Here is a 22,372-nt window from a genome sequence, read left to right on the forward strand (position 1 = left end):
TTCTTCCGAGTCTTAAGCAGTTATGCGCCTTAAGGGATATTCGGTTTTTGCTAATTGGTGATGGACTTGTTAAGGTAAGGAGCAAAGTTAAATGAATCGAGGAATATGCTTGGAAAAACTAAAAGATATCAATTGGAATCATCTCTACTGTTTTTATGAAGTGGCCAAAGTTCAATCACTTAAAAAGGGTGCTGAAATTATCGGTACATCTTCACCAACTCTTAGTGAGCAACTTAAGCGTCTTGAAAATAAATTCAATATGAAGCTCTTTAATCGTAGTTCAAAAGGTCTATCTTTGACTCCTGAGGGGCAGCAATTATTTGAGAGAACTAAAGGTATCTTTGAAGAGGGAAGTAAACTTCTTGAGCACTTCTCTGAAGATGTTGTGGGTGGCTATCCTGTATCAATTGGAATTGAAGAGACGATCTCTTATGATCTTGCAACTGAATTTGCTTCCCAGTACTGGGACCTTTATACAAAGTATGGAACAGTAAATACCATCCGTCAGGGCGATCACGAAGTACTTGTGGATAATATTCTTCACGGAAATATCGACTGGGGGATCTCTCTTAGAAAGCCCAAGAGAAAGAGTTTAAATGTTGCTGAAATTGGCTCTTTTGAAATTGTCTTTTGTTGCTCAACAGAACTCTATGATAAATTTAGAGATGAAAAAGACTTACTGGTAAATATTCCATTTGCAGAAAGTAATTGGGATAAGAACCTTAATCGCATCATCTATCAGCACTTAAGAAAAAATGGTGTGATACCAAAAGAGAAAGTTTATAGCGATCATATCGACTTTGTTCATAAACTTTGTCTTCGAGGCCGCTGTGTCATGTTCTTACCAAAGAATCCATTAGAAGAATATTTGGGATTAAAAACTTTCCATTTAGGTGAACCAATTCGTATGTCACTCTATGCTATATGGAAGAAGTCTGATGAAGGACTGATTTCTATCCGTAAGCTGCAAGAACTCTTTCAGTCAAAGCTGTCAAATGTGCCGGATCGTTATGAAGATGTGGATCTACAGATCGAAGTTTCTGATGTTTCCGATGACTTACTAAACTAGATTCGGAAAATTCTAATTTGATTCAGAGTGTATTTAAAATCATACAAATTCCCGTAGAATTTTCGTATGAAAAAAATTAACTCTCTGAATTCAATTAAGTACTTATCAATTATAACTCTTTCAATAACTCTTCTCTCATGTGCTTCACCTGAGAAGGAGAGTGTTGGTCAGGCCCCTGCTGGTAGTAACACCATTTCATATCAAGATGAAGATAGCATCAAGCATGAAATGGAGCTCTATCAAAATGAGCGAGTCCAAAAATGGATCAATTACTTTGCTGTCAAAGACCGTGTTCGATTTGAGCAATTCATTAAAAAAGGAATGTATTACAAAGAAGTTATACAAACAGTTCTTGAAGAAGAGGAACTTCCTTATCAACTCTATTATCTACCATTAATTGAAAGTGGTTATAATAAAACCGCCCTTTCACATGCTGGTGCTGTAGGGCCTTGGCAATTTATTAAAGCAACTGGAAAGCGTTATGGGCTTGCTGTAAACCGAGTGGTCGATGAGAGGCGAGACCCTGTCCACAGTACAGAGGCCGCAACAAAGTATCTAAAGGATCTCTATACTGTTTTTAATTCGTGGGAACTTGCTATTGCTGCCTATAATTGTGGTGAGCTGAGAGTTCTACGTGCCATTATGAAGGGAAGAACTCGTGACTTTTGGGAGTTAGCTGATCGTAAACTACTTCCTAGAGAGACAAGAAACTATGTTCCTAAGTTCTTGGCAGCGGCCTATGTCGGAGAAAACTTAGCAAAGTTTGGCTTTGATGAAGAGATCATTGCAGAGTCACCAACTTATCCTGATTTAAAATTAGTCGAAGTTCCTGGTGGAGTTCATATTAAAGATGTTGCAAAACATTTTAATATTGAGAGAGAGGAGATTGAAAAAATCAATCCTGCTCTAAAGTATAAGCGTACGCCAAATTGGATTAAACAGTATGCGATTTGGCTTCCAAGAAAAGATTATCAAAATATTGAAGAGATTCAAAATAAACTTGCCAGTAGTCGTCAGTGGGGAAAGCTTAACTCATTTCCAACTCATTACCGTGTGAGAAGAGGAGACTCTCTAACAAAGATTTCTCGTCGCTACAAAGTCTCACTTAATCGTCTAAAGCGTATTAATAATTTAAAAAGTAGTCGAATCTATCCAGGTCAAAGATTGGCCCTTCGAGCTAATGAGTATAAGGGTGTTGTTGGAAAGAAGTTCTACTTTGTTAAAAAGAATGATTTCCTAGGGCGAGTTGCAAGACGTTATGGCCTAAGTGTTTCTTACTTGCGAAGGCTAAATGGAATTCATGGCAATAATATTTACGTTGGTCAAAAGCTTGATGTGACTAAGGGCGTGAGAGTTTTTCACTATCGTGTTAAGAAGGGAGATAACCTAACACGTATTGCCAAGCTCTATAATACAACGACCTTCCAAATTAGAAAGAGGAACTCGTTAAGGTCTAGTAATCTATATATTGGGCAGATGCTAAGTATCTAAATAGATTGTTTTGTTAAAAAAAAACAAGACATTCTAAATTTAGTCTTGCTAGTATTGAGTTAATGCAGAGATTTTTTAGATTCATATTTGCGGCAACTTTTCTTGTAAGCTTTCTTACAGCGAGCCTGCATTTTCATGAAAATGAGCATGAGACTAGTAGGTTAGACCAAGCTTGCCATTTCTGTATTAAAGTTTCTCAATTCAAATATGATGATAGTAACTCTGATTTAACTGAAGAACTCGAAGCAAGTTTTCTTTTTCTTGTTACTGATCGTTATCAGACCCTAGTTGGTCACACATTACAATCTCTATTTATTCAAACAGCTCCTCGTGGGCCGCCGTCTCATTGTTAATTTAATTACATTCACATTTTATTTTTAAATTTAATTAATTAATTTTCAATGAGGTTTATTTTGAAAAACTTATTCTATATTTCTGCTTTATTACTAAGCTCTAATACTTTTGCACAATCATTATCTGATAACTCTAGAGGAAATGGCTTCAATCCTGCCATTGGCCTTAATGCCCTAACTATCTATAAGAACTCTTCTCGTGATAATGATCACGATGGATTCTCTCTACAAGAGGCCGAGCTTCAATTTAGCGCCGATGTGGACGCGTACTTTAGAGCAGAAGCTACATTTGCTGTACACAAGGAACACCATGAAGAAGGTGGGGAAGAAGAACACGGGTATGCATTTGAGCCTGAAGAAGTATTTGCTGAAACAATCTCAATTCCTGATGTCACAGTAAAACTTGGTAAGTTCTATGCTCAATTTGGTAAGTACAATATGGTGCATACGCATGCTCAACCATTTATTTACCGTAGTCTCGTTCAAGAATATATGTTTGGAGAAGAAGGGCTGAATGAAGTTGGTGTTGGCGTTTCATACCTCGCACCTCTACCTTGGTACTCTGACTTAACAGTTCAATTCCTTCAGCCAACAAATGAAGAGCTATTTGTTGAGGATCCACATTCGATTGCAACAGTAGCGAATTTAAAGAACCTTTGGGACTTATCTGAGTCACTAACTCTTGAGTGGGGACTTTCTGGTTTATACTTTAAAGAACAGGCCGAAAAGTCGACAGTTTTAGGAACTGACTTAACTCTAAAGTGGCGTCCAGTTAAAAAAGGTAAGTATTCATCATTTGTTTGGTCAACTGAGTTTATCCACAAAGACGTTCAGGGAACAAACGAAGTTAAAAATGGCGGTTATTCGACGTTCTTACGTTATCAATTTGCACCACGTTGGTTTGCTCAAGCACAATATGAATTTCTTGGTGTAGCAAAAGATGAGTCAATTGCAGATCAAAATGCATACACTGCACTTTTAGCATTTGTACCGACTGAATTTTCTGCAGTAAGAATGCAATATGATGAAATTCATGACGGTGAAGATCGCCCAGAGAAAAGACTAAGTCTTCAGTTGAGTTTCAGTATCGGTGCCCACCCGGCACACCAGTACTAGGTCGCTAAAATGAAGACATTTCTTATAGGATTGTTACTTGTTCTAAGTATGAGCTCTCACGCTCAATTGAATATTGTAACAACGACGACAAATTTGGCCGATATCGCAAAGAAAATTGGTGGAGAGAGTGTTAATGTTCACTCTCTCGCTAAAGGAACTCAGGATCCACACTTTCTTGAGGCCAAACCTAGTTACACTTTCAAAATTGCCCGTGCCGATCTATTAATTAGTATTGGAGCAGGGCTTGAAGTTGGCTGGCTTCCGCTCGTTGTCAGAGGCGGCCGTAATCCAAGGCTTAGAATTGGACAAGATGGAAGATTAGAAGCTTATACTCTTGTTTCACTTACTGATGAAGTTAAAGGTAAGCTTACTCGTGCTCATGGAGATGTTCACCCAGAAGGGAATCCACACTTTATGCTGTCTCCAAGTAAGGCCCTAAAAGTTGCTCAAGGGGTACGCGATCGACTAATTAAACTCGATAGTGAGAATAAGCAAAACTATGAGTCTAATTACAAAGCGTATGAAAAACGTACTCAAGAGGTGATTAAAGAGCTAAGAGCAAGAATAAAGAAAGGTGTTAAGATCATTACTTTTCATCGTACACTTACTTATTTCTTAGATGAGTTTGATATTCATGTACAAAATGTTCTTGAGCCTAAGCCAGGAATACCTCCTACGGCATCTCATATAATCACTGTTATTAAAGAGATGAAGAAGGAAGGGATTCGTCACATTTTAGTGGAAAACTATTTTGATGATAGTGTGGCAAAGAGAATTCGTACAACGATCAAAGATGTAAAGATTAGAAATGTTCCTGTTGCAGTCGATGGTAGCTCTGAGGCCCGTGATATTTTCTCTCTTTATAATATTCTCGCTAAAGCACTGGAGGATTAGTGGAAGTAATTTCTTTTTTAGCTGCACCGTTTGTCATGTGTTTAATTTTAGTGGGAATTCACTGCTACTTAGGACTTCATGTTCTAAGAAGGGGTGTGATCTTTGTCGATCTCTCACTTGCACAAGTTGCAAGCCTTGGTTCAACGGTCGCCTTACTCCTGCATCTTGATCACCATAGTGGGCTTAATTACTTTGTTTCATTAGGCTTCACTTTTGTGGCCGCAGCGTACTTTGCTTGGGCCAAGAAGTTTGAAAAGTATATATCACAGGAAGTCTTAATTGCTTTAGTTTATGCTTTCGCTTCTTCTGCTGTCATACTTGTCGTAAACATGATGGCCCATGGTGCAGAACATATTAAAGAAATACTTATTGGAAAAATATTATGGGTAACTTGGGCCGATGTTATTAAAACCGGTGTTATTTATAGTATTGTTGCTACAATTCACTATATATTCAGAAAACAGATCCTAAGATCTACGCTTGATAAAAATAATAGCTCTGCTTTTTGGGACTTTATTTTCTTTTCTCTTTTTGGTGTTGTCATAACATCATCTGTTGGTATTGCAGGAATATTACTTGTGTTTTCATTCTTGGTCGTACCGGCCCTTATTAGTACTTTACTCTCTCATAGTATTAGATCTCAACTTTTAATTGGTTGGGGTATAGGGTTAGTTTTAAGCTTATTGGGAATGGCATTGAGTTATTTCTACGATCTTCCAGCTGGTGCAATTATTGTGGTAGTCTTTACGATTGTTCCAATTGTACTGCTACCACTTCTTGTTAAAATAAAAATGAGTCGCACTTAATAGGGTGCGACTTCTTTAAATTTGTCTTGTCTTGTCTTGTCTTGTCTTGTCTTGGGTCAAGTCAATTCTTATTAAAATCGAAAACAATCTTGTCCTATAAGTGGGGAAGGTGTTTAAAAGTCTTTCAATTTGAAAATCTTAACTTATTTTAAATTCTCAAATCTCGTTGTATTGGCGATAACTTTTCTATTGTTAATTTAGTTCCCGGCAACTGATTGTCGGTATTGGAAAAATAGGGAAGATTATGAATACAGAGCAAACAGGTAAAGTTAAATTTTTTAATGAAACAAAGGGTTTTGGGTTTATTAAACCAGATAGTGGAGAAGGTGATTTATTTGTCCATATCTCAGCTATTGAAAGTGGCAATAAGTTAAATAATAACGATAAAGTAACTTATATGCTTGGGGAAGGTAAGCGTGGACCTTGTGCAACTCAAGTTAAAAAAGTTTAATTTTTTGAGAGGGACATTTATTGTCCCTCTACTACCTTACATGACCAGTCAAATGAATGAACTCCATAGTCTGGAATCCTAACGAATGCCCAAATATTTCCGTCAATTCCACCAACCACATGATCAAGTCTGATTCTAAAACTTCCAGTGGTAAATGATTCAACTTTTGCATCATATTTTGGAATATAATTTACCTTTTTACGGTAAGAAAACTCTCTGTTTTGATTTACATCTTCAACAAATACCTCAATCTCATGAAAGAGTGGCCCTCGTCCAAATTGAGACTGATGAATAATTGCATCTGTCACAACAGAGCTCTCGTCGTAGTTTACACAGTGATATAGTGGTTGTGATTTAGCACCAAATTTTGCAAGTGATACAGTTGAAATAAGCATTAGAAAAATTAGCTTAGTACTTCTCATTACTACTCCTTTAGTCATCTCTTTATTTTACTTCATGACCAAATTTAAGGGAATTTAACTTAGCTAAGTTTTTATTAATTCCGAATCGAGCTTATAGAAGGAGATTTCATGGAATTTTTAGAAATAATACTGTTAATAATTGCCGGTTTTATCGTGTGGAAAAGACCGCAAAACCAGAAACAAGCAGAAAAGTTTCTCTATAGTGCGACTTTTTTAATGTTACTTGTTTGGTTTGTTGCAACTAAGTCGATGATTCTTCCACCAGGGAATTATTGAGATGCCTATGACTGATAAATCTGAGCGCTTTTACAATGTCGTTGCCTTAGCATCGATGGCCCTGATTCTCTTGCCCGTTGGAATTGCCTGTGTGATATTAGGTTTTGGCCTCGGAGATAATCCCTGCATTCTATGCTGGCAGGAGAGGGCCGCTCTTATGTTTGTTACATTAACAACTCTCTTTATTATGCGCTACGGACTCAGACCAAAATATCTTGGACTTTTGATATTTTATTCAACGATTGGCATTTTTATGGCCCTAAGGCATACGGGAGGACATTTCTTACGGGATATAGGTCAAGGCTTCGCACTTGAAATCTTTGGATTACACACTTACACTTGGGGTGTTGTTATCTTTTGGTCAATTCTTCTCATCCTCTCCATCGTTCTTTTCTTCTTTGGTAATAACCTTGTCGATAATGAAGATGGTGAAGTTCGCTACCTCAGTAGGTTTCAATCGTTGGCCTTCGTTTCTTTCTTTGTCATCTTATTTTTTAATTCGATTCAAGCGTTTACTCAAGTCGGGCCACCTCCTTTCATCGGACATAGTGATCCTGTGAGGTTTTCATGGACTCCAAAGAACTGGGATTGGTCGACTAAGAATTGGAATGGGCTTCTTAAGCCTTTTAGTCTGAGAGGAAATTACTCTGTTGAAAAGCCTTATTTTAAACATGATGTAAGAAGAAAAATTGCCATGTTTCAAAGTGGGGATGATTTAGTTAAGGTTAAGGATATCACTCTTCCAAGTAATATTAGGGGAGAGGTTAGAGATATCGACTATCATGCTGAATCTAAGCTTTTTGCTGTTGTAACGGATAAGTTTTATCTGTACCTGTTAGATGAGAAATTAGAAAATATTCTCTATTATGTTCGTATTGATCCACTCTATAGTATCGATATTAAATCTCTTGTGGGTGTAAGTTTTATCAGTCCAAGACGAATCATGCTAATAGGTTTTAATAAATCTTTCGTTATTATTCGAATAAATGACAGGGCCAAAATTGTGGATCAGTATGCGGGGTTCTTAGAAGGAAGCAGTGGTATTGAAGAAAAGAGTCGCGGACGTTTATCAAGCGTTCGTTCAAAATACGCTTATATCAGATGCCTTGCCTATGATAAGAAAACTCAAGAATTAGTGATTCTCTCAATCCCAAATGAAAAAAATAATAGAGTTATTGCCACAAGATTTTCAACAACCGATTTTCTTTTAAATAGTGAAAGAGAGATCTTTATTGATGATAATGACTTAGGTCCAGTTGTCTCAAGCCTCAAGGTTATCGATTCTATCTTATTTGGATTGGATCCAAATAGTAATGAAATACTTATTCTTGATAATGAGTTTGCAGCTTTCTCTGGTGCCATAAAATTACCAAAAGGAAACTTTCAGGCACTGGCCGTTTATAAAAATGATCAGTTCGTTCTAGTGGAAGGAAGAATCGCAACTTTCTTTTCAAAATAGGACTTACTCAAGTGCTGCCAAAATATCATCATTCTTCGTTCGATCTTTATATTCTTTATGGATATCTTGATAAGTGATTTTTGCATTCTTGATAACAAAGACTGCTGGATGAGCGACCATATGATGAGTTTGACCTGAATCTCCTTCAATATCAATTTTGTATGATTGCTTATACTTTTTAACAAGTTTATCATCGAGTTTATTGACGATATTAAAGGCCAAAAGTAACTCCGCCTTAGGGTCTGAGACGATATCAAAAGTGTATTGATATTTCTTTTGCATTTTCTTTGCGATGATTTTTTGATCAACACTAATGGCAACTACTTTAGAGTTTTTATCGAGTTTTGGCATAATCTCTTTCTGAATACTTTGAAGCTGCTTCATACAATATGGACACCAAGAGCCACGGTAGAATATGAGAACTGTTTTCTTATCCATATCATCGAGAATGATTTCTTTGCCTTCGATATTTTTAATTTCGATATTAGGGGACTTCATACCTACGCCAAGGCCTAGTTCTTGGGCTAAAGTAAGAATTGAAAATAAACTAATTAATAAAACTTTCATTATTGACCCCTTTTGCCTCTTTGGCATGGACTATATGTGTTAATTCTTATAATGTGAGGTTTGTGAAGCAGTCATTTTTTCAACTTACATTCAATGAGTTACAACAGTTATTGGAACAAAACGGCCTCAATGTCTCGGCCGCTAATCTTCTTTATAATTGGTATTATAAAAGAAAAAATGAATACAGCAATTCCATTACTGATATTGCCAAGGGTACTCTTTCTTTTATCGAAGATAACTTCAACTTTATTTTACCAAAGGCCGTAAAAGTTCAGCAGGCCGATGATAAGACGGTAAAATTTCTATTTGAATTATCTGATGGTTCTAAAGTTGAAAGTGTTCTAATTCCATTTAATAAGAAATACTCAATCTGCCTTTCTTCGCAAGTTGGCTGTGCCATGAAGTGCTCTTTTTGTTTTACTGGAACACAGGGGCTAAAGAGAAATCTCTCGGCAGCAGAAATCATTGGGCAATTTTTAGGGGCCTGGCATTGGCTAAGAGAGAATCGTCCGGGTGAAGAGAGAATTCTTAATATTGTTTTTATGGGACAAGGTGAGCCTCTTCATAATTTCGATGAAGTAAAGAAGGCATGTGATATTTTTACATCTCAATATGGAACTTCTATTGGCCATCAAAAAATCACAATATCGACGAGTGGCTATATCCCAGGGTTAAAAAGATGGAAGGATGAAATTCCTGGAGTTAACTTGGCCCTATCGCTGCACTCGCCATTTGATGAGATCAGAAATGAACTAATTCCAATCAATAGAAAGTATCCATTAGAAGAAGTTCTCGACTATATCGATGGAATACCTCTACGTCATAAACAATTTGTGACTTATGAGTATCTCATTATTAAGGACTTAAATGATCGCCAAGAAGATGCTGTGGCCTTAGGGCAACTACTTAAGGATCGACGTGCATTAATCAACCTTATCCCATTTAATGAATTTCCAGGAACCCAGTATAAGAGGCCAGCGCTAGAAAGTGTTAATGAATTCAAGCTGGTTTTAGAAGAGTATAAGATACCAACAATGGTACGTACCACTAAGGGTGACGATGTTCTTGCGGCCTGCGGTCAGCTTAATACTAAATGATCTATAAATAGTACATCTCGATCAGGTAAATGATCTTTTAATCGATCTATTTGTTCGTTATTCTGTACCCGTATTAATCAAACAAAGGATTAAGTATGGGACGTTTAGTCGATGGAAAGTGGATCAATTCTTCAGTCATTACGAGTGACGAAAGTGGGGCCTATGATCGTGTACCTCGATCATTTAGAGAGACAATAAGTAGTAACCACCCAAAGTTCCAACCTGAAAGTGGACGCTACCACCTCTATGTTAGCTATGCTTGTCCATGGGCACACCGTACACTTATCTACCGCAAGTTAAAGTCACTCGAGTCTCATATTGGAGTCAGCGTTGTTTCTCCTGATATGTTAGAGATGGGCTGGAGCTTTGATAAGTCATATGAAGGTGCAACGGGTGATGAGTTATATGGACTAAATCACTTGCAAGAACTCTACTTAAAGGCCGACCCTAAGGTTAGCACAACTGTTACAGTACCAGTGCTTTGGGATAAGAAAACTCAGTCAATTGTTAATAATGAGTCATCTGAAATTATTCGAATTTTTAATAATGAGTTTAATGATCTTACAGGAAACCTTGATGACTTTTACCCAAAAGAGTTAGCGAACAAAATCGACGAGCTAAATGATTTTATTTATCCCGATATCAATAATGGTGTTTATCGAAGTGGCTTTGCAAAAACTCAAGAAGCATATGAAGTAGCAGTAAAAAAACTATTCTCATCTCTAGATCGTGTGGAAGAAATTCTTGAAGGTCAAAAATTCTTATTAGGGGATAGGTTAACTGAAGCAGACTTAAGACTAATTCCTACTTTACTAAGATTTGATTGTGTTTATGTGACCCATTTTAAATGTAATCTTAAGCGCATTAAGGATTATAAGAATCTCTCTCGCTATGTAAGAGATCTTTATTCAATTGATGCAATTAAAGAGACGACAAATATTGATCATATTAAAAGACACTATTTCTATAGTCATGATGATTTAAATCCATATCGTATTGTTGCCCTAGGGCCGAGCGAAATTTTTTAAGGATAAATAAATGAAAGAAAAAGCAATAAAGTATATTTTAAACCCACCTGAAAAACATTGGGTAGGAAATGGTTTTCACGTCCATACAATGTTTCATCCAGGTTATGATATCTATTACTACACGACTCCGTTTTTAATGATGGACTTTGCAGCTCCAAAGAAGTTTTCTTCAACCCAAACAAAGAGAGGTGTAGGAGAGCATCCTCACCGTGGATTTGAGACTGTCACTTTTGCCTTTGAAGGTGAAATTGAGCATCGTGACTCTGCTGGCGGTGGAGGCATTATTGGTAGCGGTGATGTTCAATGGATGACGGCCGCAAGCGGTGTTGTTCACGAGGAATTTCATTCTCAGAAATTTGCTCAGGAAGGTGGTCTTTTTGAAATGGTGCAATTGTGGGTAAACCTACCTAAGAAAGACAAGATGACAGCTCCTCGCTATCAGGGAATAAAAGGAGAGCTTTTTCCAGTGATTAACCCAACGAATGATGTTGAACTGAAATTAGTTGCAGGAAAATATGCAGGTAAAGTTGGGCCTTGTCAGACCTATACACCAATAAATCTTATTCAAGCAAAAATGCAAAAGAATTCTAACTTCCTACTTTCATTAGAGGATAAAACAAACTTACTTGTTCTCGTACGAAAAGGAAGTGTTGCAGTAAATGGTAATCAAGTTAACGAACACCAATTAGTGATCTTTGAAAGGGATGGCCAAGAGGTTGAGTTATCAAGTAATGTAGGCGCAGAGCTGTTGATCTTAAATGGTGAGCCTATTGATGAGCCAGTCTTTTCACATGGCCCTTTTGTGATGAATACAAGAGATGAGATCGTACAAGCTTTTGAAGATTATCAATCAGGAAAAATGGGACATTTAAGCTAGTGGATTTATCAGTAGAAGAAGTTGAAAAAAAAATAGGCCGTCGTGAATTTATCACTCTTATGGCCGCTCTTATGTCATTTGCTGCGTTATCAATTGATGCAATGTTGCCGGCACTTAATTTAATTGGTCAAAGTTTAGGAGTACAAAATCCTAATGATAACCAGATGATTATTTCTTTTATTTTCTTAGGGATGGGAGTCGGACAACTCTTCTTTGGCCCAATCTCTGATGCAATAGGAAGAAAGCCTGCCATGTATATTGGGATTGCTATTTTCTTTATTGGCGGACTTATTTCTTTAAACGCACATACTTTTACAATGATGTTAGTTGGCCGCTTTACGCAAGGTCTAGGAGCTGCATCGGCAAAGATTATTTCAACAGCAATGGTTAGAGATCGTTTTAGCGGTAAGCTCATGGCCAAGACGATGTCTTTAATTATGATCATCTTCGTCCTCGTTCCCGCTCTTGCTCCGACTATTGGGCAAGTGATTCTTAGCTTTGGGGGATGGCGCGATATCTTTCTAATTATGCTTGTTATTGCTGTTATCTGTCTTACTTGGTTTACGCTAAGACAAGAAGAGACACTACATGAAGAGTATCGCAGGCCTCTTTCATATAAGAAGATTAAGGATGCTGCAATTGAGACCCTTAGTCATCCTGTTACAATTAGCTACACACTTGCTTCAGGATTAGTATTTGGAGCATTTATTGGTTATTTAAATACTTCTCAACAAATTCTACAAATTAAGTACGGACTAGGAGAGGACTTTCCTTTGGCCTTTGGTGTGCTTGCTTCATTTATTGGACTGTCATCATTCTTAAACTCTAGACTTGTTGAAGAGTTTGGCATGAAGAAATTATGTCGTCTTGCTTTAACGACAATTTCTTTAATCGCCATTACATTTAATATCATTCTATTCTTTACTGGAGGACTACCTCCATTCTTTCTCTTTTATGGCTTTCTACTTCTGAGCCTTTTTAGCTTTGGTCTTCTCTTTGGAAATTTCATTGCACTGGCATTAGAGCCAATGGGCCATATTGCAGGAACTGCAAACTCTGTCGTTAGCTCTGTTCAGATTATCATTTCTGCGACAATTGGTGGGCTAATCGGACAATTGTATAGCGGTGATGTGACGCCAATTGCATTGGGCTTTTTGATTTGTAGTACTCTTTCTTTATTTATTGTCCTTAAAGTAAAATAAATAGACGAATTAGGTGAATTTTGTTTTCATTAATAGATGTTAAAAGCATTTATTACTTTTCTATTTCTTACCTTAAGTACCCAGGCCTTTGTTGCTCCTTCTGAGCATATTAGAAAGTCTAAATGGGATATTTCTCCCATTCAAATTCAATTCATGTCGGCCTTCTTTACTCTAGAGCTAATTACTTATTCGATTATTTCACCTTCCTTTGTTAAGACAGACTTTGAAGGGGGAGATTATGATTATAATGAAGATGACCTCTCTGTGCCGAAGTGGTTATATGAGTTGGGAAATCATGGCCCTGAGCTACTAACTGCCGGAATGTATGGTTACTATCTATTTGGTCGTGATGAGTTTGCCCTTGAAAAAGCATTTGTTTTTACTGAGTCGATGCTTATTTCCCAAGGGATAACATTTGGTATTAAGTATACTGCCAACAAAGAAAGGCCAGATAGCTCAAATTATCTTTCATTTCCAAGCGGTCACACAACTCATGCCTTCGCTGTAGGGATGTGGATGAGTAAGGATATCTTTAATAGTAAAAGATTTCATCGCAACTACTTAGTTGCCTCACTCCCTCTCGTTTACGCAACTTATATTGGGTGGAGTCGAATCGATGCAAAGAAACACAGCTTTCGAGATGTTTCTATGGGGGCATTTATAGGTGGTCTAACTAGTTATCTCATGTATGACTTTCACTTTGATGATAAAGGGCAATACCGCTTTAATAGTAAGAGCAATATTGTCGTTGCTCCTTCTGTGGATATTATCAATGAGCGCTATGCTCTAAGCTTTGGGATGATGTTATGAAGTATTTATTAGTTTATTTAATAGCATTCTCTGCTTTTGCGGTTAACCGCTTAGATTATTTGTATCGTTTCCCAAATAAGGGCAAGAGTGTTCTAACGTATTCGCTCTATTGGTCACTTGATGAAATGGAGTTTGATAATAGAAGTGCTGGGCTTGAAGAGTTCTTTGAGGTGGATCGCTCGGTTCTCGTTGCGGGCCTTGAATACCGCTATGCTTTCTCTGATAAATTCTTAGCGGCCTTTAGTACACATGCAGAAATAGCTGACTTTGAAACTCATCTTGAAAACGAACTGGATGAAGAGACTCCAGAGGAGAGTCCTTTTGGAATTTATGATCCTGCAATTGAGTTAAGATATCGCTTTATCGATAAGGATGAAGTGTTCTTTGATGTCAGCACAAAAGTTGTTTGGGGGGCGACAAACTCCGGGAAAACACCATTAAGTAGGACTGTTAGCCCATTTGATGGCCAGGACTATTATCAGATTAATGCGATAGCAGGTATTGATTTTAATACTTTCTACTTAATGAGCTATGTTGGTGCATTTTTTTATAATGGTGGTATTAATCAATTTGAATTTGGTAATGAAAATCTAAAGGCCGAGGATAGTCATCAAGTTGTCATTGGATTTCAAGGACAAATTGATCTTTCTCAATACTTCAAAGCAAGCTTAGGGATGTCGTTCTTATCTGCGGATACTTTCACTCTAACTGGGCAGTCGCAAAGAGTTAATGTTGAGAAATCAACTCAACAAAACTTTTTTCTTAAGTTTGATTATCTGAAATATGAAGATAGAATTGGAATACTAACTTTTAAAGTTAATCAAAGAATTGATCGCTACGACTTACAAGTTGATAATAGTGATCTCTATGTGGCGGATAATTCTTATTTAGATTTTATTTTTCAAGTGGAGAAGTGGTTTTAAATGAAATTCTTGCTTTGTTTTCTATTCTCCTTTCTATTTCTTTTGGGTTGTTCTGAATTTGTGATTCGAAGAAAACCGAATACTTGTCTGACGAGTAAAAAGTATCCCGAAGTTTACCAAGTTATGCGACAATGGGGATGGGATGTATGGCTAAAAGAAACTGGGATTGAAAATGCACCTACATTTCGCTACACAAACGATTCTAAGTGGAAGGAAGTTGAGTGTCCAAAAGAATAACTATTATCTCTCTTTTTTTATCATTATTCTTTCTTGCCAGTTGTAGCTACCGTGAAGTTATACTCAAGAAAGCACCGGATTTCTTAAGTGAAAAGATTGATGATTACCTTTCCCTTGATGACGAACAAGAAAAAGAATTACGTATCAAGGTAACAAATGCTTTCTTTGAGCATCACAAGGAAGTCCTTGAGTTAAAGAACCTCGTTGAAAATTATCAGGTTGAGAAAGACTCTCTTAAAGAAGCAATCGTTAAGGGATATCCTCCTTATGCCCGAATTATGAAGAAGGTTAATAAAATATCGATTGAAGTCTTATCAAACCTTAACTTTGAACAAAGGCAGAAGCTTGTAAAGAAGCGCATCGATGATCGTAAGGAATATGAAGAAAGCTATGAACAAAGAGGCGTCAAGCGTCTTGAGAATGTCTTTGGGAAGCTCTCTAGTAATCAAGTTAAGCTAGTTAATGACTTTGCAAAGGAGTATAAGAGTACTCGAGTGGAAGGTAGCAGCTGGCATCAGGACTTTATTAAGGCCTTGAATCTAAAAGAACAAAAAGCTTATCAAAACTTTTTAAAAAAGAATTTCCAAGATATTGTTTCTCTAAATGAAGTCTTAAAGCAAAATAAGACATTCTTTAAATTCTTTGATAAATTTTCAAAGACATTGAGTAAGGAGCAAATTACTCAATTCAATAAAAAGAGAAGGGACTTGCTAAATTGGATTGATCTTTATTTGAAAATCTATCAAGCACCTATAATTCGTAGCGCACCCTAGCCACTAGCGAGTTATTTCCAAAATTTAATTCTCCTCCAACTTCAGCATCAAATACATCTGATGTTTCCTCCATATCAACTTTTAACTTAAAGGCTTCAAAGCCAAGGCCAACTGAAAATCTCTTATAGAATTGATAATCAATAAATAGATTTGTTGCGATAATGCTTCCGGTATAATCTCCGATTTGAATATAGAAGATATTAAACTCATTTGAGAGAGTCCACTTTGGTGTAATCTTAACTTCTGATTTTAGCTGAAAAGTTGGCAGGGGTGCAATGAAATCACTTTGAGTTTTGGTTTTTCCTGTTTCTCCAATTGCAAATTTTAGAGGCATTATATAGAAACCAATACCGGTTGAGATATTGACCCTCTCATCTAGAAAGAAGGAATAAGAGTAGGCAAGTCGGATTATATCAAAGTTTAGGAGTGTATCGACAGATGTCCCAGCATTAATAATGATTTCATTATTATCTTTGTCCACATATTTTATGTCTTGATCGAGAACTCTTCGCGCACTTCTGTGCTGACTATACCAACCTGTTGATAAGGCGTGCCTCTTGTTCTTACTAAAGCGCCATTCATAACTTAAACGTACTGAAGATTGTGTATCATCAAGTCCAAGAGTGTCTTCGGTGCTTAAAATAAACGCCCCTAAGGATTTCTTTCCAACCTGTATTGTTGTGTCGTGATAGGTATAACCAAGTCCAAGAGAGAAGCGGTGAGTACTCCATTCTCCATAAGAAAATAGAGGGATAAATAAGAGGATGATTACTAAGGTTTTATACATAAAAACTCCTAAACTCTATCTTCTCAAGATAGAAGTTTAGGAGAAAGTTAATTTTAATCTATTCTGTATAGGATTTCGCTAATTTGTTTTTGATCTTCTTCTTTCGTAGGAGCATTATCTAAAATCGATTTAGCTTCTTCAAGCTGCTCCGCTGAAGCGTTAGGGTTCTCGAGTGTTTTACGAGCATTATCCTCTCTTTCAAGTCTTAGCAGACGCTCTTCCTTGAAGTCGATAATCTTCTTTCCTTCAGATAGGACTTCGTCATAAGAGATCCCTCCAGTCGGTCTTTGAGAAGGGGTTTGTGGTAAGAAAATATAATCTGTTCTTTTAAGCTTTAGTCTTTTACTTTGATAAACCATTGCCTTAGCAAAGGACTCAAATGCTTTTCGTGGAACGTAGTGCTCAGTATCTCTTTTTAAGATATAACGTAGTTGAGAGAGAGTTGAAGCATTTGTCCCATCTTTTGGAGCTTTGGAACTCATTGGTAAGTATGTTTGGTAATCAAAGATATTGCTAATTGCAAATTCATGGGCCCCTTTTATACCAATTGTTCTCATCGTATCATTTGATGTCGTTGTACAATTATAAAATGGCGTAATCTCAAGCCCTGCTTCGGTGCGTACACGGTGTAGTTGATCTTCAAAAATATCTCTTACTTTAAGCATATCTTCTTTTGAACGTGCATAACCAATTAGGGTATAAGTCGGCCTATAGTTAACCTGTCCTTGAATGAGGTGGCCATAGTAGCTCACAAGGTCTGTGTTACTAGCTAGAACTTCTTTTTCACCTTTAAAATAAAAGTTAAAAGTTTCACCCTTTATCGAGAGGTCATTTTGAACTTCTCCCATACCGATAGCAAAGTGTCCTGCAGCTGCCCCTGGCTCATCCCCTTGGCGGCCACTTAAAGTTACGATAAAGACATGGTCTCCTGGAGTTGCCTCATAATTATCACGATGTCTAATTGTTCCTCGAAATGGTTCTAGCGACTGTGAGTTCTTATTCTTTGGCATCTCTTTTAAGATATACTTCAGTGGATTCTTATTAAATTTTTCATTTGCTGGATATGGATTTTCTCCCACCGTAAAAAGGTCTGCAGGAATGATAGCATTGATGATAAAAGTATCATCTTGCATATGTCCTTGAGTATGAACTTTCTTATTTTCAAAGTAGTGGCGAGAAATGTAATCGAATTCACTTCCATAGATTTTTTTCGAACGGCCAAATTCCACGAGTTGATCATCAATATAATAGCGCCCATCTTTTGCTCTTGCGAGTGTTCCGATTCGGTCCTCAAGGTCGGCCACAACTCTTGGCATTTTATCGATTGCTAGTTTATCTCCTGATACCTCACCGTCAAATTCAAAGACGTAGGCCGGAGAGTTCTTTAGAACTTTATCCATGTACTTGTGATAACGTTTATCAAATTTAAGAGATAGGTCTTGCTCTTGTCCATCTACTTTAACAATAGCTCTTGCTTGTCCATCTTTATCATAGAGCTTACCGCGAAAGCTTTCGGCCTTAACGTTTGTGCTTAGAATTAGAGTGGCAAGAAGTCCCAAGCAGTAGACATTTTTCATTTCTCTCTCCTAATTTAGTTTTCGATACCTATATTAAGGAGCAATGATGGTGCCAATTAAGTGATGTGATTTAAGGGCCTTGGAAGAGGGAAGTGTCTAGAAATTAAACAATAGGCCCCTTGATAGGGCCTATTATTTAAACACTTATTAAAGTTGGTTGTTGATGTAGTTACGGATCTCTGACATCGACATCATATCATCCGCATCCATACAGAACTCACCACGTGCATCAGCTACGCGGATTTCATCTGCAACTTGCTCAACAGAAACCTTGTTTCCTGAAGATCTTCTATCGTTTAGGTCTTCAGTAAATTCTGCAAGAGTTGATCCTGTTACTTTTGGTGAAAGCTGAGCGTCTTGAATTAACTCAATCTGTCCTCTGAAGTTTCTCTTACTATCGTCAATTACACCTGTTGCAGCTAGTGTACTAGAAGAACCGTGGTAGACAGCGTGAGTTGATGATGAAAGGCCATCTTCAATGATATCAAGAGCGATTAAGTCGATAATGATATTATCAGAGTCTTCAAGTAGAGCAGTACCGGCAGCAATTGTTGTTGATGCAAGTTCAACACCACCATAAATTACTGCTACACCTGTTGTACTAAGTGCTGCTCCTGTTGCAAGAGCACTGTCTGAAGGTGCATTATTTCTTTCTTTGTATAGCTCAAGGCATGATGCTTGTGTTGAAGCTGCTAGTGAGCAAAGTAGCCCTAGGGCAATTAATGATTTTTTCATTGTTCTCTCCTTTATAGTTGTTCTTCGATATATTTTTGAATTTCATCTACTGTCATAAGATTTTCGCCATCAAGACAGAATTCCATTCTTTCATTTGCTAATTGAATTTCACTGGCAACTTCGTTTACAGAAACTCTCTTATCCACTGGACGATTATCATTGATCTTTCCTGTCATCTCGATAATGTCACCACTGATAAGTTTAGGTGCTAGCTCAGATGCTTGGATAAGCTTCAGTTGTTTTCTATAGTCACGATCTTTGATGATTCCCATTGCTGCAGATGTACTAGATGCTCCGTAGTAAAGAGAGTCAACTGTCGATGAGACACCACCTTTAATTGATTTAGAAATCGTCAGTTCGCTAAGAGCACTATCTGGATGAAGGATTCCAACGGCACTTGTTGTTGATAGGCCTAGGGCAAATTCTCCTCCTGCTACAGTAACTCCTGAAATTGTTGAAGAAATACCGGCCATCGCTCCAATATCTTGATAGTCTGGTGCTCGATGATTTTCTTTATAAACTTCAAGGCATGATGCTTTAGCACTAATACCCATTAGAATTGATATAAGACATGTTAAAAGCATAATCTTTTTCATGATTTCTCCTATTTCTTACCATCTCGAATCGAGGAGGTAGAATCTCTTTTGATGATCTAATATTTTCTTATTAACTAATAAACCTCTGTAAGGGCGAGTGATGACCTTCTTTCTTCTCTTTGTGCTGTGGTCATGTCTCCACTTCGTGATGGCCTTGAGTGACTTTTCCTTGTTGATTTCTTTGATTTTAGAAAAGGCACCTTTTCCGTAAAACTCTTCAAGGCCTTTAATGATATCTTGTTCACACTTTGAATTATTACAAATTTCATAAAGAGCATCTGGTGCCTTTGTAATTCCGTGAAGCTCATCAAAGGAGACGGCCTTTGTTTCTTGAATCTGAGATGCATAGTATTTAAAAGCATCAAGATCTAGAGTTGCAATTTCATTAAGCTTTCTAAACTCATTTAAGCTAAGTGCTTTTTGAAGCTTCTTAACTTGATCTGTGTTGATATCGTATTGCAGATAAGTTTCATCTTTTAATTCGAGAATACTTGCTGCTTTATCCTTAAGTTCTCTTAGCGAGTGAATCTTAATAATAGGGTATGGGTTAATAAGTGCTCTTTGTAGGTAGTCTGGAAGAGCAAGTGGAATACGTCCTTTAAAACCCATCTTCTTGTGATATGGGTAGCCAACTTGTTTTAAGAAGTTAACAAGTGCACCAGCACAATTATTAGAGAAGAATGTGTAATCTCCTAATTCGCTACTTTCAGGTAGTTCATATTTAACAGGAAAGACTTCTTCAACAGTTGTCTTAAAATTTGATGTTAAGTTATTTGGAACGGGAGTAAGTGCAAAGACCGATCCAGTACCAGAGCGCAGAGGAAGGATGCCGTAATTGCCTTCTCCATACTTCTGTGTTGAAAACTGGTTGAGCTCTTCAAGAGTTTCTTGTAGAACAGACTTCTGTGTTTCGACACGATGGTTAGTAACTTGTTCCCACTGATTTCTTAGTTGGTTAATTATATTCTTTCTAATTTCTTCATTTGAAATAATGATATAGCGATCAAGGTCACGTCTTTGTTTATTATTGTATTCATCCATAAACATACGTAGACTTTTTACTTGAGGAAAAACAGGGTAGCCGCCAAAGATTCCCTTAAAGTAGTTAAGCTTTAGGGTGTCGACATTTGCAACAAAGCTTAGAACCACGTCATCAGCTTCTGTTCCTACATTGTCCACAAAACGTAGCATGGTGTGGCCAAAACCACTTTCAATATTTGACCAAGAACTAGAAGCAATCACAAGCTCTAGGCCTATGATATTTCCATTCTCATAACGTTCAAATAGTCTTTTGAAAAAACGAGAGTTCTCATTAAGAAGATCTTGGTAATTTGCTCCCCAATTGATTTGGTTGGCCCTCTTCTCAAGTGCCTTTTCCTTACGACGCTCTTCCATACGTTCGCGCTGTCTTTTCTCAAAGTACGATTCGTCATGTCTGGCCTGAGCAGTCAGTGAGCTAAGAAGTGCCGTAAGCACTACTGAAAGTAGAGTCATCTTCTTCATATTTTCTCCATTTAATCTGTTTCAATATAAATTGATTACAGATCTTTCACAGAGAAATTGAAAAAAAGAAGAGCGTGTAAAAACAGTGAACAGTGTCTATATAACTGAATTTACTGTGTCGAGGTCAAGTCCTTGCTCTTTAAATTGTTCTTTTAGATAGAGCTTCTTTGCCTGGACGCTACCTTTTTCGATCAGGCCAAAGATCTCACCCTTAAGTTCAACAAAGGCAAAATCACTTGAATTTGATTCTGAAATCGTGACCTTCTTAGGCTTGCTTCCACCAAAGGCCGATCCCATAAGTGCGGAGGCCACTGATTGTGATTGCTCTTGATTGGCATCTAAGATGGCCTGTGCTTTAGCAATTAAGTCGACAGTAACTTCTTGGCTTTGAATGCCGTGCTTATTTAAAGTAAAACCGTAAGGGCAGTGAAGACAGGCCGTCTTACAACAAGAGCCACGGTTTTTAAGGAATTGAGAGGTTTTCACCTCTCGTCCTTGTTCATTTGTATAGGTTAGTTTTGCTTTATCCATTATAAATTTTCGAAACGCTCATCAAATTGAATATTGTGGTAAACCTTTAGAACGTCTTCATCACTTTCAAGTCCATCCACCATCTTCATTATAGTTAAATACGTCTCATCATCAACTTCTTTGAATGTTTGTGGAATTTGTTCAAGAGTTGCCTCTTCTGGTGTAATCCCCATCTCTTCTAATTTCTTAGAAATTGAACCAAAGACTTCCATTGGGCCTGTGATTGAAAAGTAGCCATCTTCCACTTCGATATCTTCTGCTCCAGCATCAATCATCTCTAGTGTGAACTCGTCTTCATCAAGTTGTGCAACTGGAACTTCAAATAGGGCCTTTCTCGAAAAGACATACTGAAGTGTTCCCGTTGTTCCAACTGAACCACCAGCTTTCTTGAAGTGAACTCTTACGTTAGCAATAGTACGAGTTGGATTATTTGTTGAGGCCTCAACGAATACCGCAACACCATTTGGCCCATAGCCTTCATAGTTGATTTCTTCGTATCCGTCGTCTTCTCCGCCAAGGCCTTTCTTAACGGCACGATCGATATTATCTTTTGGAACGTTATTTGCCTTACATTTATCAAGAGCAATTTTAAGGATAAAGTTTGAGCCTGGGTCGTCGCCACCTGATTTTACTGCTTTTGTTACTTCAAATAATAGCTTTGTGTAAATCTGACTTTTTGCCTTATCAAGAGCGCCTTTCTTCTTGACGATATTGGCCCATTTTCTTCCCATAGAATCCTCGTTTTAAAAATAAAGTATTGTTAATAGTAGCTAGAGAGTGACTATTTGTCGA

The 22,372-nt window shown here is 37.3% G+C and carries 26 protein-coding genes; 17 read left to right on the plus strand and 9 right to left on the minus strand.

From position 1 onward, the window contains the following. The first annotated feature begins 109 nt into the window (after positions 1-109). The 7 genes from ABMA79_RS08885 (at position 110) to ABMA79_RS08915 (ending at position 6,180) form a co-directional block, all read left to right on the plus strand. A complete protein-coding gene (locus tag ABMA79_RS08885; protein ID WP_393091937.1) occupies positions 110-1,069 on the plus strand; it encodes a LysR family transcriptional regulator in 960 nt (319 codons plus the stop codon). Between the two features lie 66 nt (positions 1,070-1,135). Then, the gene (locus ABMA79_RS08890; RefSeq protein WP_393091940.1) at positions 1,136-2,560 is read left to right on the plus strand and encodes a LysM peptidoglycan-binding domain-containing protein; all 1,425 of its coding nucleotides are present in this window, start codon (positions 1,136-1,138) and stop codon (positions 2,558-2,560) included. Between the two features lie 62 nt (positions 2,561-2,622). Continuing rightward, positions 2,623-2,913 (plus strand): hypothetical protein, encoded by a 291-nt coding sequence (locus ABMA79_RS08895; protein WP_393091943.1) that lies wholly within the window; start codon positions 2,623-2,625, stop codon positions 2,911-2,913. A gap of 60 nt (positions 2,914-2,973) precedes the next feature. Continuing rightward, a complete protein-coding gene (locus ABMA79_RS08900; RefSeq protein ID WP_393091946.1) occupies positions 2,974-4,029 on the plus strand; it encodes a hypothetical protein in 1,056 nt (351 codons plus the stop codon). 9 nt (positions 4,030-4,038) lie between these two features. Next, on the plus strand, positions 4,039-4,923 hold the full coding sequence (locus tag ABMA79_RS08905; RefSeq protein ID WP_393091949.1) for a metal ABC transporter substrate-binding protein: 885 nt from the start codon (positions 4,039-4,041) through the stop codon (positions 4,921-4,923). Next, the gene (locus tag ABMA79_RS08910) at positions 4,923-5,729 is read left to right on the plus strand and encodes a metal ABC transporter permease (RefSeq protein WP_392859674.1); all 807 of its coding nucleotides are present in this window, start codon (positions 4,923-4,925) and stop codon (positions 5,727-5,729) included. The genes ABMA79_RS08905 and ABMA79_RS08910 overlap by 1 nt, the downstream gene beginning before the upstream one ends. 244 nt (positions 5,730-5,973) lie before the next feature. After that, on the plus strand, positions 5,974-6,180 hold the full coding sequence (locus ABMA79_RS08915) for a cold-shock protein (RefSeq protein WP_392859677.1): 207 nt from the start codon (positions 5,974-5,976) through the stop codon (positions 6,178-6,180). 17 nt (positions 6,181-6,197) lie between these two features. On the opposite strand, the gene ABMA79_RS08920 is transcribed toward ABMA79_RS08915, so the two are convergent. Next, positions 6,198-6,602, minus strand: a complete 405-nt coding sequence (locus ABMA79_RS08920; RefSeq protein WP_393091952.1) for a hypothetical protein — start codon at positions 6,600-6,602, stop codon at positions 6,198-6,200. 108 nt (positions 6,603-6,710) lie between these two features. Between ABMA79_RS08920 and ABMA79_RS08925 the strand changes: the two genes are divergently transcribed. Together ABMA79_RS08925 and ABMA79_RS08930 are read left to right on the plus strand one after the other, a co-directional pair. Further along, on the plus strand, positions 6,711-6,878 hold the full coding sequence (locus tag ABMA79_RS08925; protein ID WP_393091953.1) for a hypothetical protein: 168 nt from the start codon (positions 6,711-6,713) through the stop codon (positions 6,876-6,878). Positions 6,879-6,885: 7 nt separating this feature from the next. Further along, the gene (locus ABMA79_RS08930; protein ID WP_393091956.1) at positions 6,886-8,337 is read left to right on the plus strand and encodes a disulfide bond formation protein B; all 1,452 of its coding nucleotides are present in this window, start codon (positions 6,886-6,888) and stop codon (positions 8,335-8,337) included. 3 nt (positions 8,338-8,340) lie between these two features. Here the strand turns inward: ABMA79_RS08930 and ABMA79_RS08935 are convergent, their stop codons facing one another. After that, positions 8,341-8,904, minus strand: coding sequence for a peroxiredoxin family protein (locus tag ABMA79_RS08935; protein WP_392859688.1), 564 nt, complete (start codon positions 8,902-8,904; stop codon positions 8,341-8,343). Positions 8,905-8,966: 62 nt separating this feature from the next. Here ABMA79_RS08935 and rlmN point away from each other — a divergent pair, with 62 nt between their 5' ends. The 8 genes from rlmN to ABMA79_RS08975 all read left to right on the plus strand — a co-directional run bounded on the left by rlmN (position 8,967) and on the right by ABMA79_RS08975 (position 15,851). Next, positions 8,967-10,001, plus strand: coding sequence for a 23S rRNA (adenine(2503)-C(2))-methyltransferase RlmN (rlmN, locus tag ABMA79_RS08940; protein ID WP_393091959.1), 1,035 nt, complete (start codon positions 8,967-8,969; stop codon positions 9,999-10,001). 95 nt (positions 10,002-10,096) lie between these two features. Further along, positions 10,097-11,029: a glutathione S-transferase family protein gene (locus tag ABMA79_RS08945; RefSeq protein WP_393091962.1), complete on the plus strand. Its 933-nt coding sequence runs from the start codon at positions 10,097-10,099 to the stop codon at positions 11,027-11,029. A 10-nt stretch (positions 11,030-11,039) separates the two neighbouring features. After that, a complete protein-coding gene (locus ABMA79_RS08950) occupies positions 11,040-11,906 on the plus strand; it encodes a pirin family protein (protein ID WP_393091965.1) in 867 nt (288 codons plus the stop codon). Next, the gene (locus tag ABMA79_RS08955; protein WP_392859700.1) at positions 11,906-13,108 is read left to right on the plus strand and encodes a multidrug effflux MFS transporter; all 1,203 of its coding nucleotides are present in this window, start codon (positions 11,906-11,908) and stop codon (positions 13,106-13,108) included. Before ABMA79_RS08950 ends, ABMA79_RS08955 begins: the two co-directional genes overlap by 1 nt. A gap of 36 nt (positions 13,109-13,144) precedes the next feature. Next, on the plus strand, positions 13,145-13,918 hold the full coding sequence (locus tag ABMA79_RS08960; protein ID WP_393091967.1) for a phosphatase PAP2 family protein: 774 nt from the start codon (positions 13,145-13,147) through the stop codon (positions 13,916-13,918). Then, entirely contained in the window at positions 13,915-14,841 is a 927-nt protein-coding gene (locus tag ABMA79_RS08965) for a hypothetical protein (protein WP_392859705.1), read from the plus strand. Before ABMA79_RS08960 ends, ABMA79_RS08965 begins: the two co-directional genes overlap by 4 nt. Positions 14,842-14,901: 60 nt before the next feature. After that, complete coding sequence (locus tag ABMA79_RS08970) at positions 14,902-15,078, plus strand: hypothetical protein (protein ID WP_393091970.1); 177 nt, start codon at positions 14,902-14,904, stop codon at positions 15,076-15,078. Continuing rightward, positions 15,063-15,851, plus strand: coding sequence for a hypothetical protein (locus ABMA79_RS08975; protein ID WP_393057661.1), 789 nt, complete (start codon positions 15,063-15,065; stop codon positions 15,849-15,851). Before ABMA79_RS08970 ends, ABMA79_RS08975 begins: the two co-directional genes overlap by 16 nt. Here ABMA79_RS08975 and ABMA79_RS08980 read toward each other — a convergent pair. From ABMA79_RS08980 to ABMA79_RS09010, 7 genes are all read right to left on the minus strand, one after another. After that, entirely contained in the window at positions 15,829-16,638 is an 810-nt protein-coding gene (locus ABMA79_RS08980; protein WP_393091973.1) for a hypothetical protein, read from the minus strand. The genes ABMA79_RS08975 and ABMA79_RS08980 overlap by 23 nt on opposite strands. A 53-nt stretch (positions 16,639-16,691) precedes the next feature. Beyond that, positions 16,692-18,215, minus strand: a complete 1,524-nt coding sequence (locus ABMA79_RS08985; RefSeq protein ID WP_393091976.1) for a hypothetical protein — start codon at positions 18,213-18,215, stop codon at positions 16,692-16,694. A gap of 147 nt (positions 18,216-18,362) precedes the next feature. Continuing rightward, entirely contained in the window at positions 18,363-18,950 is a 588-nt protein-coding gene (locus ABMA79_RS08990; protein WP_392859719.1) for a hypothetical protein, read from the minus strand. Between the two features lie 11 nt (positions 18,951-18,961). Further along, positions 18,962-19,546, minus strand: a complete 585-nt coding sequence (locus ABMA79_RS08995; RefSeq protein WP_393091978.1) for a hypothetical protein — start codon at positions 19,544-19,546, stop codon at positions 18,962-18,964. A 15-nt stretch (positions 19,547-19,561) separates the two neighbouring features. After that, positions 19,562-21,049 carry a DUF4105 domain-containing protein gene (locus ABMA79_RS09000; RefSeq protein WP_393091980.1) on the minus strand — a complete coding sequence of 496 codons (1,488 nt, stop codon included), beginning with the start codon at positions 21,047-21,049 and terminating at the stop codon, positions 19,562-19,564. A 96-nt stretch (positions 21,050-21,145) separates the two neighbouring features. Further along, on the minus strand, positions 21,146-21,580 hold the full coding sequence (locus ABMA79_RS09005) for a DUF5522 domain-containing protein (RefSeq protein WP_392859728.1): 435 nt from the start codon (positions 21,578-21,580) through the stop codon (positions 21,146-21,148). Further along, positions 21,580-22,311, minus strand: a complete 732-nt coding sequence (locus ABMA79_RS09010) for a YebC/PmpR family DNA-binding transcriptional regulator (protein WP_392859730.1) — start codon at positions 22,309-22,311, stop codon at positions 21,580-21,582. The genes ABMA79_RS09005 and ABMA79_RS09010 overlap by 1 nt, the downstream gene beginning before the upstream one ends. Positions 22,312-22,372 lie beyond the last annotated feature (61 nt).

Origin of the sequence: Halobacteriovorax sp. HFRX-2_2, assembly GCF_043196705.1 — a bacterium.
In the GTDB taxonomy this organism is placed as follows: domain Bacteria; phylum Bdellovibrionota; class Bacteriovoracia; order Bacteriovoracales; family Bacteriovoracaceae; genus Halobacteriovorax_A.